General features: G+C 43.6%; 13 protein-coding genes. 10 read left to right on the plus strand and 3 right to left on the minus strand.

Annotated elements, in window-relative coordinates; genetic code table 11:
• Positions 1 to 99: 99 nt before the first annotated feature.
• Positions 100 to 1,017 carry a diguanylate cyclase domain-containing protein gene (locus RH88_RS08335; protein ID WP_005594947.1) on the minus strand — a complete coding sequence of 306 codons (918 nt, stop codon included), beginning with the start codon at positions 1,015 to 1,017 and terminating at the stop codon, positions 100 to 102.
• Positions 1,018 to 1,407: 390 nt separating this feature from the next.
• On the opposite strand from RH88_RS08335, the gene RH88_RS08340 reads away from it, so the two are divergent.
• From RH88_RS08340 to RH88_RS08375, 8 genes are all read left to right on the plus strand, one after another.
• A complete protein-coding gene (locus RH88_RS08340) occupies positions 1,408 to 2,031 on the plus strand; it encodes a hypothetical protein (RefSeq protein WP_005594949.1) in 624 nt (207 codons plus the stop codon).
• Between the two features lie 108 nt (positions 2,032 to 2,139).
• Positions 2,140 to 3,174: a hypothetical protein gene (locus RH88_RS08345; RefSeq protein ID WP_005594951.1), complete on the plus strand. Its 1,035-nt coding sequence runs from the start codon at positions 2,140 to 2,142 to the stop codon at positions 3,172 to 3,174.
• Positions 3,174 to 4,694, plus strand: coding sequence for a flagellar assembly protein T N-terminal domain-containing protein (locus RH88_RS08350; RefSeq protein WP_005594952.1), 1,521 nt, complete (start codon positions 3,174 to 3,176; stop codon positions 4,692 to 4,694). The genes RH88_RS08345 and RH88_RS08350 overlap by 1 nt, the downstream gene beginning before the upstream one ends.
• Before the next feature lie 6 nt (positions 4,695 to 4,700).
• Entirely contained in the window at positions 4,701 to 5,888 is a 1,188-nt protein-coding gene (locus RH88_RS08355; protein ID WP_005594954.1) for a hypothetical protein, read from the plus strand.
• A gap of 3 nt (positions 5,889 to 5,891) precedes the next feature.
• Positions 5,892 to 7,550, plus strand: a complete 1,659-nt coding sequence (locus tag RH88_RS08360) for a hypothetical protein (RefSeq protein WP_005594955.1) — start codon at positions 5,892 to 5,894, stop codon at positions 7,548 to 7,550.
• A 9-nt stretch (positions 7,551 to 7,559) separates the two neighbouring features.
• Complete coding sequence (locus RH88_RS08365; protein WP_241212169.1) at positions 7,560 to 8,153, plus strand: hypothetical protein; 594 nt, start codon at positions 7,560 to 7,562, stop codon at positions 8,151 to 8,153.
• An 18-nt stretch (positions 8,154 to 8,171) separates the two neighbouring features.
• On the plus strand, positions 8,172 to 9,293 hold the full coding sequence (locus RH88_RS08370) for a transglycosylase SLT domain-containing protein (protein ID WP_005594958.1): 1,122 nt from the start codon (positions 8,172 to 8,174) through the stop codon (positions 9,291 to 9,293).
• Positions 9,277 to 10,242, plus strand: a complete 966-nt coding sequence (locus tag RH88_RS08375; protein ID WP_005594960.1) for an LPP20 family lipoprotein — start codon at positions 9,277 to 9,279, stop codon at positions 10,240 to 10,242. Before RH88_RS08370 ends, RH88_RS08375 begins: the two co-directional genes overlap by 17 nt.
• Positions 10,243 to 10,340: 98 nt before the next feature.
• Here the strand turns inward: RH88_RS08375 and RH88_RS08380 are convergent, their stop codons facing one another.
• The gene (locus RH88_RS08380) at positions 10,341 to 11,999 is read right to left on the minus strand and encodes an FAD-dependent oxidoreductase (RefSeq protein WP_005594961.1); all 1,659 of its coding nucleotides are present in this window, start codon (positions 11,997 to 11,999) and stop codon (positions 10,341 to 10,343) included.
• 274 nt (positions 12,000 to 12,273) lie between these two features.
• Here RH88_RS08380 and RH88_RS08385 point away from each other — a divergent pair, with 274 nt between their 5' ends.
• Both RH88_RS08385 and RH88_RS08390 read left to right on the plus strand, forming a co-directional pair.
• Positions 12,274 to 13,692 carry a leucine-rich repeat domain-containing protein gene (locus tag RH88_RS08385; RefSeq protein WP_005594963.1) on the plus strand — a complete coding sequence of 473 codons (1,419 nt, stop codon included), beginning with the start codon at positions 12,274 to 12,276 and terminating at the stop codon, positions 13,690 to 13,692.
• A 148-nt stretch (positions 13,693 to 13,840) separates the two neighbouring features.
• Positions 13,841 to 14,548, plus strand: coding sequence for a hypothetical protein (locus RH88_RS08390; RefSeq protein ID WP_005594965.1), 708 nt, complete (start codon positions 13,841 to 13,843; stop codon positions 14,546 to 14,548).
• A 70-nt stretch (positions 14,549 to 14,618) separates the two neighbouring features.
• Here the strand turns inward: RH88_RS08390 and RH88_RS08395 are convergent.
• A partial coding sequence (locus RH88_RS08395) for a VCBS domain-containing protein (RefSeq protein WP_005594967.1) occupies positions 14,619 to 17,015 on the minus strand: 2,397 nt, incomplete at its 5' end.

Here is a 17,015-nt window from a genome sequence, read left to right on the forward strand (position 1 = left end):
TACACGTGATTTTAAGCACCAGATATTAACAATATTGGCAAATACTTTAACGAGTGAGCGGTATGAAGTGAGCGAGTGTCGTGTCTAATGATAAAGGTTTTACTTTATTGAGTATTGGCACTTACCATTGTTTTTTGATTCGTATAAGGCGAGATCGGCACGGTGGTAGATAGCTTCGATATCGTTATCTTCTTTTTTGAAATGGGTGATCCCGACACTTAGACTGAGAGGGTAGTTAGGGACATCCTTATTGATATAAAGAGTGGCAACAGCTTGGTTGAGTTTGCGTGCTAAATCAACACAAGAGAGCTCATCATTGCATCGATGAATAATGCCTAATTCATCCCCACCTAAACGTGCGATAATATCTCCTTCACTAAGTATCGACTGGCATTTCTTTGTGGTTTGACGAATCGCATCATCACCGGTTTGATGACCGTAAATATCGTTTATTTTCTTGAATTCATCGATATCGACCAGCAAGAAGCAGTAATGTTGTTGTGACTGGTGAAAGTGCGCTAAAGCATCGGAAAAAAACTCGTATAGTTTCCTACGGTTATAGACTCCGGTCAGGTGATCCATCTCAGCATAGTAAGTGAGCTGTTGGGCCAGTTCATGGCGAACGGTGATATTACGAGCAACCCAAACAACCGCTCTTTCACCGTGATAGAGTGATTTTAATGGGTTCACTCGGCCTTCAAACCTTAATGATCCAGCGGGGCCGGAGTTCACATCTAAACAATCCACATCATTCCCTGCCAGCGAATATTCAAAACACATCAGTGTGTTTTTGGTCAGTGTTTCATCAATTCTTTCCAGAAACCAGTTAGCGTTGGTGGGGGATAAGACATCACGCAAATTCTTACCGATCAGCGATAAACCATCGTGATACATTTCGGTATTGTCCCCGCCAAGAATATCGGCATATAAGCCAGATTCCGTCAAAATAAAAACCAAATCAGGCAGCGCGGATATGATCGCGGCATATTCCTCATAACGATGTTTATCATCAAGCATGACTTGCTTCCTTTCACCTTGCGTCATTTCGGCCTTTACTCATTCTAAAATTTGAACGCTTTAAACTTTTCAGTGTGCGATTGCACAAAAATCATACACTCAAAGTTAGAGTTTAGACTCGAAGATTTGGTCTAGGTGATAGCTAGTTAACGTTTTTGTAAGATCACGTTGTGAGAGATTCTCACTAATGATGTTGTTTTGTGTGCTATCAATTCAAAAAAATTGTAATTTTATTTTTACTTAAATCAATAGTTTATATTCATTATCATCTCAAAGTTAAGATTGTGGCTTTACATTGGTATGTCGTACTGTATAGTTTTTCTGCAAACAGTACGGCATTCGCCTGTATGTTAAATCACAAAATGAAATAACTAACGACGAGTAACAGTAATGAATTTTAAGAAGAATGTAGTAGCAGTAGTATTGGCTTCATCAATGATGTTTGGTTGTTCAGCGTTTAGCGATAACGCAAGTGTTGATTACGATCAACAGCTTGTTGTGGGTAACGAACTTTCTGTGCGTGCGACCGACGAATACCAGTTTTCAAAAATCAAGGAAGGTGAACTTGTTCGTACAACGGTGAATACTGCATTCTTAATTGCGAAGCCTATGTACGAAGATTACATCAAGTCTGCGGAAAACCAGCCAGAAGTTAAGCAGTTCTTAGCTTATACACAAAATATGTCCGAAGAAGAGCGTGAAGCTGCATTTAATCAACTTGATGATGAAAGCAAAGCAAAGGTTAAACAGTATGTCGAATCTTCTGCTTTTGATAGTGTTCTGGCGGGTTTAGGTGATGCATCTAAAGCTGCGCTTTCTGCTGCGTCTAAATTTGATGAAGAAAAGCTATTAGGTCTAGTGACGGATTCAAATAGCGGCCTTGGTTTTAAAGACATTATGCAAGAGCAATCTCTTTACGAACTGACTGGCGAGCAGATTATGTTTATGAATGATTCTGTTATCTCGGCGTACCAAACTGCTAAGCAGCTTTCTGCACTTACGAACGCTCAATAAGCGTTTCAATAGCCAGCCTTAGGGCTGGCTTTTTTGATCTAAATCTCCAAGTGTTATTGCATCAATTCTGATGTGCCTGCTTGTCTCTATTTGTTCGGAACTATTATCGTGAAATTAAAATTCTCTGCGCTTTTTGCGTCACTTCTGCTCGTCGGTTGCCAGTCAACAAGTCTTAAAATCAACTCTGAGGCGGATGTTGATGCTAACTCTCAAATTAATAAAGTTAACAAAGAAGCGCTTTATGAGTCAGACAACATTGAACTGCCAAGTAACTATGATGTGAAAGCGTTCAGCAAGATGACCATTGCTGCTTATGTTGACAATGTTCAGTTTGAGAAGAATGCGCGTAAAACCAATATCGATCAGGGCATTATCGCCAAGTTGCTAGAAAACGAACTCGCCCGTACCAAACGTTATGAGGTGCTTACTCGTAACTGTGATGCGTGTAATTACGAAGTAGCATTCCAAGCGGAAAATACGGTTGAAGAAGGTTCAATCGCGATTGGTGAGCAGTTGAATCCGGATTTTGTACTGGAGTCCTCAATTTCACTTGGCTCAGTGATTAAGCAGAAAGACGATCATTTTGAAATTATTTTTCGCAGCTTAGTGACTACCAAAGTTGTTAATCCGACCACCGGACAAATCGTTCACTCATTTGAGCCTATTCGCCACAACATGCCGGCTAAGCGTTTCTTTGCGATGGGCGATATTAATAGTAAATACAAGTTTTTAGGTGGCTTTGACTTCCGTGACCACAACGAGCTGCAAGAAGCCTATAAAGAAGCCGCACAAAAGAGCATTCAAGTGCTGGTAAACCGCACTATGGATTACTATCCGGTGGGTGGCCGAGTGACTAACTATCGTAATGGCCGTTTTGCCATCAACTCGGGGATTAATCAGGGATTTGCGACTAAGCAAGCGGTGGTCCTTTTTCTTAGTGATGATGGTTTAGATATTCCAATTGCTTCGGGTGAAGTCACGCCAAAATCAGAGAGTGGTTCTGGTGTCATGTTTACATGGAAAGAAGATGACGTTGATGCGCAACAAGTTAAAAAACAGATTGAAGCGATGGGTAAAGAGTACCTAAAACGCAACAAGGTTTATGCCGTTTCTGTTGGGACACCTGAGGACTGGGCGCTGTAATGGTTTGGCGAATTTTACGCACTTTAACGTTATCGGTTGCCATTTTATGTAGTGGTTTTCACGCCGCTATTGCAGCGGCCGATCCCATGGATGATGTCTTCTCTATGCTTGGTCAAGGTGGCACGCGTTCGGGCGTCAATGCTTTAGATGGCTATTATGTAGTGGCGATGGGCACATCAAACCATTCAAGTGAGAGTAAAGGCAAAGAGCAAGCTCGGCTAGATGCATTGCGTCAACTTAATGAAATGATTAACGGGGTAGAAACGTCAGGCTCGACAGAAGTTTCTATGGAGTATGTGACGGTAAGCGATGGCGTCAATGAGCAAGAGTTCTCGAAAGAACGATTTGTTGATGTCGTCAGCCATGCGTTTAAGGGCAATTTGTCGGCCGTTAAAATGCTAAAAAGCGGTCAGTATGATGGTGAACACTTTGTTGCTTTGGTGGTGACAGAGCGTGATGTTGCGAAAGTATCGGCTCTGCGCCCAACGACCACCGATGCGGTTAATTCGTTTGCGAGTCAAACAAGTACGGTTACCGTGGCTGAATTTAGTGGTGATGCATCGTCATCAGTTGAAGCTAAAGGTCTCGCACCAATGAAAAAGGGTGAGTCCGTGGCTCGGGAATTGGCGGTGCAAGACGCGATCAAAAATGCCGTGCAGCAGGTACAAGGTGTGATGATCAGTGGTAAGTCTGGTCAGTTTAATGAAGCAGTTGCCATGGCGATTTCGACTAAGACTCAAGGCTATGTCAGCCACTACGAGATACTTGACGAAGATATTGAGCGCGGTCAGTACTACGTGATTGTCGTAGCCGATGTCAATCAAGGACAACTGCTCAATGATGCCAACTTCTACTTAGATATTTTTGGCCATGCGCAGTTTTCGGTTTCAGCTAATAATCCGGATAAAAAAGAGTGGCTGACGGATGAATTAGAGAAACTCGGATTTGCGTTTAACCAGGATCAATCCTCAGCTACGCATACTTTTAAGTTGGAGCAATCTCAACGAGCCGTGGAAGATCATAAAGGCAGTCAGGGTTTTGAAACCGCGGTCAACATCCAGTTGGTGGATAATGCCAGTGGCGCGATCATTTTGACCGTGGTGAATAAGCCCATCAAATCTCGTATCTATGTAGAACCAGCATCACGGGCAAAGCAAGTATCTGAACATCAGGCATACAAGCAGATTTCAGCCAAGCTAGGCTTAGAAGTAATTCAGTCTTTGGCTACCCATGCAGAGCGTGGGGTGGTGTATCCCATCTATATAAAAAATGCGAATCGAAATGATGTCGCCATTTTTAAACATGTCTTGGAAAACTCAACCAATGGTTCGGTAGAAAATTGGCAATGGGATAAGACCGAGAAAACGATGATGTTGAATTATCGCTTCTCTGGCTCGCTTTCTCAGGCATTTGATCAGGGCTTAGATGAGCTGTATCAAACATTCAAGCTAGAAGGCAAAGGACGTCGCCCGCATTTGAAGTCAGTCGATAATCAGTTGGCGAACTTTGAAATAAGGTAGACAAGGATGATGAGATTGAAATTGGTGGTGCTGTTATTGGTTCAGCGGTGTGGCGCCGCGTTTTATTTGGCTACGCGCTGTATTTTGCTGAAAGATCTATGGCAAACAGCGAACTGGCTAAGAGGGGTATTGCTCAATTTTACATGGGTAGTATCACTTACAGGCGGAATAGTATTGCCTGCTCAGGCTTTGGATTTGCCAGCTATTTACCAGCAACATTTAGCTGAGAAACCGGTTGGCCGCTATGAGCAAGATGGCTATCTATTCATTATTACTCAAGCACAGTGTTCGGATGAATCAAAGCATGCTGGAACAGCGCAAGGAAAGATCGCTGAAGCCGCATTCTACGCTCAACTAGCTGAAGAAGTACAAACGCGAACTGTGCGTATAGCACCTCATGCGGTTGCGCCATCAACACTGGCGCGCCTAGCGGTGCAAGCATTGATTCGTGCCGAGGTTTCTTCTGTAAACATTCGCCATCAAAAGGTGGCTGATGTCCGTTTACCTAATTGCATCAAACGACAGGTACGAGCGGTGGCAATCAACAGCTTTGTCAGTCAACCAACACAGGTTTCTGCTGCGCAAGTAGAGCAGAAAGCGGGAGAGCTATTAGTGGCTATGTTGCAGCAGCACCAATACCCACAATTGATGACCGTTTTTGCTGAGCCGTCGGAGTTTTCGGTACTGTATCAACTGTTCGAGCTGCTTTCTGCCTCTGATTCTCGTACTTGGCAGGCGCCCAACCAGATTGAACAGATGCGTGATAGTTACGATATCAACGGGGTTCTTGCGGCCGTAAAGTCTTATCAAGGAATACTCTATGCCAATGTGTTATCGACGAATAAATTGGCTGCAGACACCTTCTATCAACAAGCGAATAGCCTGTTTAAGCAAGGGGTTACCCCGGAGCTTATCGAACAAAAGCTGTCGTTGTCTCTTAACGCTGATCCGCAACATACACAAAGTTGGAAGTTATTGTCGAGCCTATTCCGAGCAATAAACCCAGATGAAGCAGGATATGCGGCGAAGCAATATTTCATCCATAGCGAGGCAAGTTTAAGTGCGTGGGTCTCTCTATTTAAAGCACTAGAACCAAGCTCTCCAGCGCAAGCTCAAGCCATTCAAATCCTCATGCGTTATGTCGCTCAAAGTACCGAGTTGACGGCATGGGAAATTAAACAAATTAAAGGTTAGGTCATGAAAAATATCATTACGCCATTGGCACTCTCTATTTCTTTGGTTCTTTCTGGGCAAGCATTCGCCGAAGATTTTATCCCAACGAGCAATACACAAGCTGTTACGACCACGGAAGTGCCTACCGCTGGAACTCCGGTATCCACAGCGGGTGTTGACGCGCAACAAGCGGCAGCTCAACAACCTTTTGAGCAACAAGAAATCGTTGAGTACATCTCTGCTGAACAGCAAATTTTCGATTACATGGATCAGAAGAACTGGCAGCAAGGGTGGGATGCCGATAAGAAGCGTTTGTTCGTCGTGAATATGCAGCAATTTGATTCAGAAGACCCAAGTTATGACGATAGTTTTGTTACCAAGCGTTCGCAATACGCCATGATCGCCACGATGAGTGCGAAAGCTGAAATGGTGGAGTACATGCGCACCACGATGTCAGCGGTGGATATGCTTACGGCTCCGGGTACGGATGTTCATGCTGAACTCAATGAAAAATATACGCGTGCAGAGAAGAAACTCAGTGCACAAAAGCGTGAGTTGGTGAAGATCATAGCTGAATTGGATCAGGCTGAAGCTGACAAGTTAGCAGGTATCACGATAGAAGATCGTGCAGAGGCAACTTGGGATGCAGTCATTAAGCGAATCGATAGTGATTATGATGCGGGAATGATTGAAGAGTCTAAGCGCAAAAAGTATGAAAAAGTAAAACAGCGTTATGCAGATGCCAGTGGTGAATTGGAAAGGCTGGAGCAAGAAGCGGCTAAGCTGAAAGGCGAGATTAAACTGGAATCAACCAGCATGGTCGAGACACTAGCACAGGCCCCAATTCTGGGGGCGAGTGTGTTGGTGCAAGCTGAGTCATGGAACGCGGAAAGCGAAGTGTATGAAGTTGCCACTTTAATGGTATGGAGTCCTAAGTTAGAAAAGGCCGCCAAATCAATTATCACTGGTGAGATGTTGCCGCTTAAGCCAAAGAATGGACTCTCAGTTCATGATTGGCTTAAGAAACAAGAGGTTGCCACGATGGTTGGCCCACGCCAATTTGTTGATCAAACGGGTGAGCGTTGGTTTATTGGTGCTTATGGTATGCCAGTAGAAGGCTCGTCTTCTATGGTGCGCAAGAATCGCGGTATCGCCGATGCAATGGCAAAAAAAGAAGCGGCAGTTGCGCTGTATGCTGATATCGAAACGCAAAAACAAGCGGCGATTGCGATGCAAACTCGCTCTGGTGATATTGGTAGTAAGGATCATACGGAAGTGGCTACCAGTTTTTCTGAAGCAACGCGTCAATCTGTTGAAAATCGTCATATTAATGGATTATCTAAGTTGTTTTCTCGCACTGTGACTCATCCAATCTCACAGCAAAAAATCTACGTTGTTGCTTATGGTATTTCGGCTAAAGCCGCAAGCGAAGCGCTAGCGATTGAATATTCGGCATTTGATGCTGGTGCGACCGCTAACCGAGAAAACAATCTTAAAGCGGCGGAGCGAGCTGGTTTGGAAAGCAATCTTCAAGCGTCAAAAACCGAGATCGCAGTGAAACCTGATACCAATTCTTCCGCTAAAAAAGCAACCACATCATCGGTTGTTCCAGTCACGAAGAAAACAGCAACGAACAGTTCTACGTTACTTAACACCCCCGATTTTAGCGACGATGATTTTTAAGGATAAATAATGATGAAAAATGCACTTTTACTTTTGTTAGTGGCGGGTGTTTCTGGCTGTCAATCGACACCGCAACAGACACAAGTGGACCCTTTGACGAGTATCGGTTGTACCTTTTTCGGTGATGGGAAAGTCGCCGCACCGGATTGGATTTGTGCCGGCAGCATCGATGACGCGCGATTTGCTTATATGGCATTGGGTGTAAGCGAAAATACCAGTGGAGGAGTGGCGCATCAGCGAAATCTAGCTATTTTAGATGCGCAGCAACAGATTGCGAAAGAAATCGCTACTGAAGTGATTCAAGTGATGCAAACTAAGGCCGGAACCTTAGGTGTTGCGGGGATTAGTGGTGGCACAGCTGCCACGTCTGAAGAAACCAATGCGATGGCGCAAGTTGCCTTAAAAGGCGCGACAACCTTGCGAGCGCAAAAAGGGCCTGATGGTTTCTTTTATGTGTTGATGGGACTACCTTCTGATTCGGTAGAGCCTAATGTAGAGAATATGTTAGATGCTCAGTTAAGTGATGCTAACGAGACAAGTTCTTCGTCAACCCTCAGCAATCAAGAACTGGCCGCAGAAATTAACGCGGCATTGGCTAACTAGATGCTGCAAGGAGAATCGATGTTGAAGTCATTTCTATTCTGCTCTTTAGTGGTTGGGCTTTATGCCCAAACCGTGATTGCAGGTGTTGAGGATCTGCAAGCTAAGTTTGCTAATCAGAAGCAGTCGTTAAGTGACTCTTTTAATCAACAAAAATCACAACAAGTGGATCGCTTTGAACAAGCGAAATTGGCTTATCGTGATAGCTTTTTAAATGCGCAAAAACGCTTTAGTCAGCAATGGGATACGCCAGTATTGAGCTCTGCGACGACTTGGGTTTCTTATTCGGAAGAAGACAAAGTAAGGCGCTCGCTCGATTTTGAATCGGGTGCTTATACGATCGAAGTGTTAGGTGATAAAACGCAAGCACAGATTGATGCAATTGTTGTGCAGCAAACCGAGCGTTTACTTGCGGCCACATCATCAAGTGCGATTAAAAGCGATCCAGTGCTGAATAAAATTGTTAGCAATAATACGCCGTCTAATAAGTTGTTTAGTGAGTTGGATTCAACGGTGATTACCGCGACGAAACAACAATCAGCTTATCGTCAAGCGCAGGGGAGCAAGGTGACGATGGTGACAATGCGTTTCCCCCAAGATAAGTTATCGCAACGAGCGTTACAGTATATTCCGCAGATAAAAAAGCAAGCGCAAAAGTGGCAGATTGATCCTGCTTTAGTGATTGCCATCATGCATACTGAAAGTCACTTCAATCCTGTAGCACAATCTCATATACCGGCTTATGGTTTAATGCAAATTGTGCCATATTCAGCAGGCAGAGATGTGACGAGAGTCCACCAAGGCAAAGAACGCGTGTTGACCGCTAACGAGTTGTTTGTGCCGGACTATAACATTGAGATTGGTAGTGCGTATCTCAATATTCTCGAACAGCGTTATTTGAATGATATTGATGATCCAAGCACGCGCACATTTGTCGCAATCTCCGCTTACAATGGCGGAGTGGGGGCGGTGGCTAAACACTTTAGTGGCACGGGATCTCTGAGTAAGCTAGCGCAATCAGTTAATCGAATGTCTTCGCAGCAAGTGTATCATTCGCTGGTGGAGGATTTTCCTTATAAAGAGACGCGCGATTATCTTAAGAAAGTCGAATCGAAAAGGCAGTACTATGCGCCTTATTTCTAAGATTGTGAGTCGAGTAATATGGCCAAATTTACTGTTCTCGGCTTTGTTGGTATTGCCCTTAACAGTGAGCGCGTTGCCAAGCTCATCACTGCCTAGTTGGTTTACTAATGTAGAGAACGATCCTAAATTGGTCTCTGATGTCGGGGTTGGAGAGACGCTGGAATTAGCCAGACAGGATGCATTATCAAATATTGCCAAATCACTCCATAGCCAAGTTTCTGCAACGACGGAGATCAACATAGCGACCTCTGGAAACGCGCCTAAGACGACGGATTTAGCGGTGAATAACACATCGAGTCATACTCAAGTGTCAACGAAAGAGATGGCGCTATCGATGGTTTTCTGGACACACGCAACTCAGATTGAGGGTATTTTCTATGTTCGCGGACAAATTACATTGGCAGAGTGGGTCGCGGTCAATCAGAATCGACTATCGGTCTATCTTGAACAGGTTGAAAAGATAATCAGTAAGCCGAATTGGAAGTTGATTGATTATCGTAATAGTTTGGCTTTGGATACCGAGTCGATTGAGGCTCTTACAAGTATGCTCGCGCCTTATTCATTTAGCTCTAATCTAACTCGTCAAACAATGGCTGCCCTAAATAACAAGCAACGTGATTATGTTACGCAGCATTGTTTTTCGGTCAAAAAGAGTCACGATAAAGTGACTGATAAGTACTTTTTACCGGTTTTAGAAAGCGCGGTACATCGGGCTGGCTTGCTGGTCTCTGATGATGACCGTTGTGAGGTTATCTCTGTTATTGCCCGTAATGACAAGATCGCTGAACAACAGATTCGCACCACATTTTTGATACAGATCGCCAATTATGAAAGCCATCAAATGCAGGTTGTTGGTGAGGGATTATCTTATAAGGCTCGTTTGATTTCTGCTGCTCATAACTTATCAGTGATGCTTGAGAAACAAGGTGGTATTTTGCTGCAAGAGTAGGGCTATTACTGAACGGACCGACAGCGTTACTTTGTATAGAAAAGCCAGCGTTCACTGGCTTTTCTTATCGTCATACTGAATCAAACTTCTTTTGACTATTAAGCTTTAGCAAATTGATAGGTGCGGAAACCGCCGATGAGGTTGCGTGCTTTATAACCGTTGTTCACCAGTTGGCGATAGGCGACGTTACCACGTAACCCAACTTGGCAGTAAATCACGATCTCCTTATCCTTTGGTAATTCATTCATACGTTCGCGCAATTGGTCTACAGGAATGTTGATGTCACCTGCGATGTGGTTGCCGTTGGCGCGTTCGCCAGGATTACGCACATCAAGTAGGATTTGATCGTCACTGAGCGAGTCTATTTGATCAAAATGAATCGGAGTCGCATCACCCTTGATGATGTTATTGGCGACAAACGCCGCTTGGTTAATAACATCTTTGGCACTGCCGTAAGGCGGTGCATAGGTGAGTTCTAAATGTTGCAGCTGTTCCACTGTCATGCCGGCACGTTGTGCCACGGCCATAATATCAATGCGTTTATCTACGCCATCTTTGCCAGCGGCTTGCGCGCCTAAGATTTTGCCAGTGGTTGGCTCAAACAAAAGCTTAAATGAAACCGTTTCTGCCCCTGGGTAGTAGCTGGCATGGCTTGCGGTATGAACGAATACTTTCTCGTAGGCTATACCTTCACGCTTGAGTTGCTTCTCGTTCTTACCGGTAGAAGCCACCGCTAAATCGAAGATCTTACAAATCGCGGTACCCTGTGTACCTTGATAGGTCTCATTGCGACCTAACATGTTATCAGCGGCCATACGGCCTTGACGGTTTGCAGGGCCTGCAAGTGGGACAAGTGTTGCATTGCCAGTAACAAAGTCTTGCTCTTCGATGGCATCGCCCACAGCGTAGATAGAAGGGTCGCTGGTTTGCATATTTGGATTGGTCCAAATACCGCCCAACTCACCAATTTCTAGGCCTGCCTCTTGTGCCAATTTAGTTTCTGGTCGAACACCAATCGCCATGATCAGAATGTCGGTAATCAGTTGTTCATCATTGCTAAGCGTTAGATTTAATTCACTGCCATCTTGGGTTTCGATATATTCCACGGCACTTAATGCGGTATTAAGCCGTAAGTCGATATCATGAGCGCGGATCTCTGCATGAGCGAATCCGGCCATCTCTTTGTCCATTGGTGTCATGACTTGGTCGGCCATTTCAAGCAGGGTGGTCTTAATACCAAGTTGATGGAACGCTTCCATCATTTCTAAACCAATAAAACCACCACCCACTACGGTCGCGTGTTTAATCGGTTTGCTTTTCAGCGTGTTGATGATGCGATCCATATCTGGAATGTTTCGCAGCGAATGGGTGAGTGGGTTATCAATACCTGCAATAGGCGGGACGATAGCGCCGGCCCCCGGGCTTAGCAATAAGACGTCGTATTGCTCTTGATATTGCGTGCCGTCCAGTAGGTTGCGAACGGTGACGTTTTTGGTTTGACGATCAATTGCGACGACTTCATTCATTACTCGCACATCAACGTTAAAGCGAGCTAGGAAACTTTCTGGTGTTTGGAGAAGCAATTTACTGCGTTCTGGAATATCACCACCGATATGATAAGGCAGGCCACAGTTAGCGAACGAGACGAATGGACCGCGTTCAAACATGATGATTTGAGCGTCTTCACTTAAACGTCGTGCACGTGCTGCGGCCGAAGCGCCACCTGCAACACCACCAACGATTACAATCTTAGTCATTTGCTTCTCCAATACACGGTAGTCGAATTACGAGGAAATTTTGTTCCTGTGTTATATAGCACTATATGTTTATATATTAGCTTTGTCTAATGTTAATGTGGCTATTCGTAAATTGAGCAGCATGATTTGAAGAGTATGATCTGAAGACTAAGTAACGGGGACGGTTTTTTATTATATTTCATAGCGATATCTTTGCGGCAGTAGGGTGTTTACGATAATATGCGCCTGTTTGAGTTCTTTTTGTTCATTTAACCTTTATGTTTGGTATCGTTCTATGAGTGCATTGAAAAAATCGACGGGAATTGTCGTTGCAGGAGTCGTGGTTGGTTTGCTGTGTGTTGCTTATTGGAAATATCACACGTTGGTGATGAGCATCGCATTCGAAGATGCTAAATTTCAGGCCTGTGTGCTAGAAGCTGGTAATGAAATAGCAGAAATTGAACATTTAACTTGTGACTATAATATTACTTCTCTTGTCGGTATTGAGCATCTAACAGAATTATCTACATTGGTATTACACGATAGTGAGTTGGCCGTTGCTGATCTTTCGCAAAACCAATATATTAATGGATTTAGTGCAACCAATACGAAATTAGCGAAGTTGGTTTTTGCTGAAGACAACTATCTATATTCATTAGAGATAAATAATAGTGAGTTGAGTGATGTTGATATATCAAGGCTTAAACGTTTAGACTCTGTAGAGATCTCCAACAGCCAGTTGAATAGTGTTGACTTTTCTAATAATTCTGCATTGAAGCAAATAAAGCTGAATGATAATAGACTCGAAGAAATTAAAGGCTTGTCTACCCTGCCAGTAACAAGGATTGAAGTGGCAGGGAACCAATTGAATCATTTAGATGTATCTAAATTGGTTGATTTGGAATTTCTTGATATCGAAAATAATAATCTCAATAGCATCGATATTTCCGCGAACAAAAATTTAGTTAACCTGCGAACGACAGGTAACGATATCGCGTCGCTTGACTTAGAAAATAGTAATGTAAAACTCAAAAATGTGACGTTTTCACATCCTACCGAGCTCAAGTTAAAACGCTATGAATGGGTAAAAGACGTGCCATTTGAGGATGAAAACTTTAAGCAGTGTATTCTAGATAGTGGACATGAGAAAGTAGCGAAAGTGGTTCAGTTAGCCTGTACCTCAAAGAAAATCAAATCGATTGCAGGCATTGAATATTTACAGAACCTTAAAAAGATAAATGTTTATGCGAATTACATTCAGGAAGCGGATCTCAGAGCGAATAAATTGATTGATTTTACTGCGACGAGAAATGCTATTCGTGATGTTAAATTTGGTCTGAACCCTGAGTTGAAAACCCTACAACTTGCCGGGAATCTTCTAGACGAAATTGATTTTAGCGGTGTTGAAAATATTGAGTATATGGTGATGTGGGGTAATAAGTTTAAGCATGTCGACATTAATAATCTACACTCGCTAGAAACTGTTTATCTAGGCGATAATTTCTTAACTGAGATTGATGTTTCAAACTTAATGGTGCTAAAAAATTTGTTTGTAAATGATAATCGACTGTCTGAAATCGATGTGAGTAAAAATATAAACCTTATAGTTCTTGTTGTTCGTAATAATAACATTCGCTCTCTAAACTTAAAAAACAATAAGAAATTAGCTAAAGACGAAGTCGGTGTTGATCAGTTCGTGCGAGTGATTCGATAGATATTCTATTTGGTCGTATTACGTCGTTATGATAGGTCGATAGGGGCCTATCACATAGTTTAGCCCCTGTGTTTGGTGGTTGTTATCGCCCAAGCATATCGACTCAGTTTTACGCCATGAACCGTTTTTGTATTTAGGTGATTTGGTTATGAAAAACACACAGATTTTCAAGTTATCCGCGTTATTTTCCTTGCTTGTTTTTACCGTCTTATTAGTTTTGGGTTTGTTTGCTAATTTTGATGGCGATATAAGTCGTTTTGTCGCCTATCTTGGTCGCAATGCTTATGATGTATCAAGCTATTTTGCTGTGGTATTAACAAGCTGTTTCTTTGGGCTGGCTTTCATTTTATGGGGTTTTTGGCGCACATCATGGTCTAAAAAAGGCGTGGCGATATTGATTTCGTTATGTGCTGGTACTGGCTTTTATGTTTACGTTTATTATGAGTTCTTGGTGTTTGATTATGTTGTCAAAGAGAACCTGTACCAAGGGGCTTTCGGCCGTGACCAAGTATTAGATGCCGATAATAGTCTTGATTTTAAAGTGAAGTATCCTGAGATATACCGAGATACGATCGGCAGTTCATACATTAGTATGGATAAATATCGTGCGTGGCTGCGTAACAATAAAAGTCGTATCGCCCATAACTATAATGTTTGCTTTCAAGGCGAACAAATTGTCTTTAGCGCGGTGAGTGAGTTTTTCGATAATGGTGACTATTGCCAGCCAGAGACAACGATTGAAGGTGATAATGCTGTTAAGCTTATTTTTACTCCGATTGGTGATAATCAGTATCAATGTAGCGGCTGCGATGGTTACTTGTTGCCAGTATATTGGAATCACTATGCTGAAAAGTGAGTAAAGAAAGACAAGCGCTAGCTAGGCTTTAACGCATTATTAAGCAGCGCCTGTCTATTGTGTTTTAAGGTTATCCATCCACGTTGACAACATTGAGTTGATCAACCAGCTTGGCGATGATGGTTTCTTGGCTGGCTGCGACATCATTAATACCGAGCTCATTCCAGCCCACATTATTCATCACAACTTTACTCACACCACCATTTTCATCAGTAACGGCTAGCGTGGTGGTGGGGGTATCAGTTAGGTCATTAATATCGTCATTAATCTCAACCTCTATGTGATCAAGTAAGTCTTGAGTTGTCGGCGAGTCAGGAAGTAAATCCGATAGATCAATCACATCATTATTCACATTGAAATTCATGATGGTATCAGTGGTTGGGTTGGCACTACTGCCTGCATTTTCATCAAGAATGCGGAAGGTGTCGTTGCCCATACCGCTTCTAAATACATCGTCACCGGGTGTACCACTAAGAACATCATCACCTTCATGACCGTAGGTATCAGAAATAAGGAGCTTCTCTTCCGAAACAAGATGACTGAGCACTTCGGCATCGGACATTCCTGCCGTGTTCGTTCCTGTAAAGTCATTGATAGCAATGCCGTCTAGAGTGATGGATTGAACTAACTCATCGTTATTGTCTAGCAAGGATATTTGCGTATTGCCATCCACTTTTGTGAATTGCACATTCTGAGCGATATCGGTTGAACTCCAAACTGAGCTTGCAGCGACAAAACCACGCAAATCTATGATGTCTTGGCTACTGTCGAACGTATCGATGACAGCACGACCAGGATCATCGTCTGTTCCCACCGTATCACTCGACCACGAATAAGTGTTGTCTGTCGCACCAACATTGATATTGACCGTAGCGGTATCACTGCCACCTTGCGCGTCTGAAATTGTGTACTCAAAGGTTGCCTTGCCTACATAACCCGAGCTTGCAGTAAACTCGATATCTCCAGAGCCATTAATAGTGACGGCCCCACCAATTGCATTTTGTACGGATGTAATGGAGAGTGTTCCACCATCTATATCGCTATCATTTTCAAGTAATGCAGATGCTGCAATTATCAGGGTCTCGCTCTCTTCGACGTAAAGTTCTCCCTTGGTAATGTCGTTATCGATCAGTTTTTTGTCGCTCATATCAAGCGTTACGTCTGCGTCGTCGTAGTTTAAATCAAGCGCTACATGATTGGGTGTTTCCGAGTTATCGGCTTGTATGGTAGTGAGTACAAAGGCATCAGCTAAGGTTTTCGAAATAACCATGTTTTGCACCACATATGTACCATTACTGCCTGAGGTCGTTAACTCAAATGTTTTTACTGGGCGATCGGTGGTGAAGGAATAGTAATCTTCGTAAGAACCAGACTGGCGATAGCCGGATTGGGTATCAATCAGATCGCCATTTTCATCAAAGGCGGTAATTTTTACTTTGGTCGCGTTTGGCGAGATTTCATCAAAATAACTACCTAAGCCACTGAGACGGAAGGTAACTTCGTTAATGTCTTCCCCATCAATAGTAATAGATAGTTTTTCACCCTGGCTCAAACCACTATTATCATTATCACCAATCCCAGAGCCTAAGTGACCATAAGTGTTGTAGGCGGTAAGTGGGCCACTTGAGCTTTTAGTGGTGATCGTAGTGCCATTTTCTTCAAAGACTGCGGTTGTCCCCGATACAGTACCCCAGTGGCTTGTCGAAATCGGGCCGTTGAACTCGGGCGTATTGGGATTTGCATCAAAGCTGCCGACTTTGATATCACGAGTCATGGTTTGAATGGTTGCTTCATCAGGTACGAAACGAACTTGGGCATTGGCATCATATTCTTCACCCACCACCATGTCTTGCCAACCTTGGTTATCCACGTTGTATTGCATCGTTCCGTAATCTGGATCTTCGTCGAGTCTAATTCGAGGATCTTGAGTCACTTTTGAGTCATTCATCGCATCAGGGATTTCATTGATACCGTTGATAGTGACAGTAATATCGTGAGTTGTTCCATCAATCGAGGCGACAGAAAAGACTTCTTGTTTGGTCTCTCCGGCTTTGAGATATTGCACGTCGGCATTATCGACTTGGTAATCCCAGTTACCATCGGCATCGATGGTGAGCGCACCGAGTGCGCCAGCTGGCGTCACGACGCTAGCAGGATCGAACTTGGCTTCACCGGTATCAGCATCGGTAAGGGTTAACACGCCTGAATCGGTGAGTATTGGATCGGTATCATCTTCGGTCACCGCACCAATTGCATCGCCAGAGATGACTGCGCTGTCATTCACCCCAGTAATGGTAATAACGATGTCGTGGGTGGTGCCATCCACTGAGGCGACAGTGAAGGTTTCGACCTTGGTTTCATCTTGCGCCAGATATTGCACGTCAGCGTTGTCGACGTTGTAGATCCAGTTGCCATTTTCATCGATGGTGAGCGCGCCTAATGCGCCAGCCGGAGTGACCACGCTAGG

Origin of the sequence: Vibrio scophthalmi LMG 19158 (assembly GCF_000222585.1) — a bacterium.
Classification (GTDB): domain Bacteria; phylum Pseudomonadota; class Gammaproteobacteria; order Enterobacterales; family Vibrionaceae; genus Vibrio; species Vibrio scophthalmi.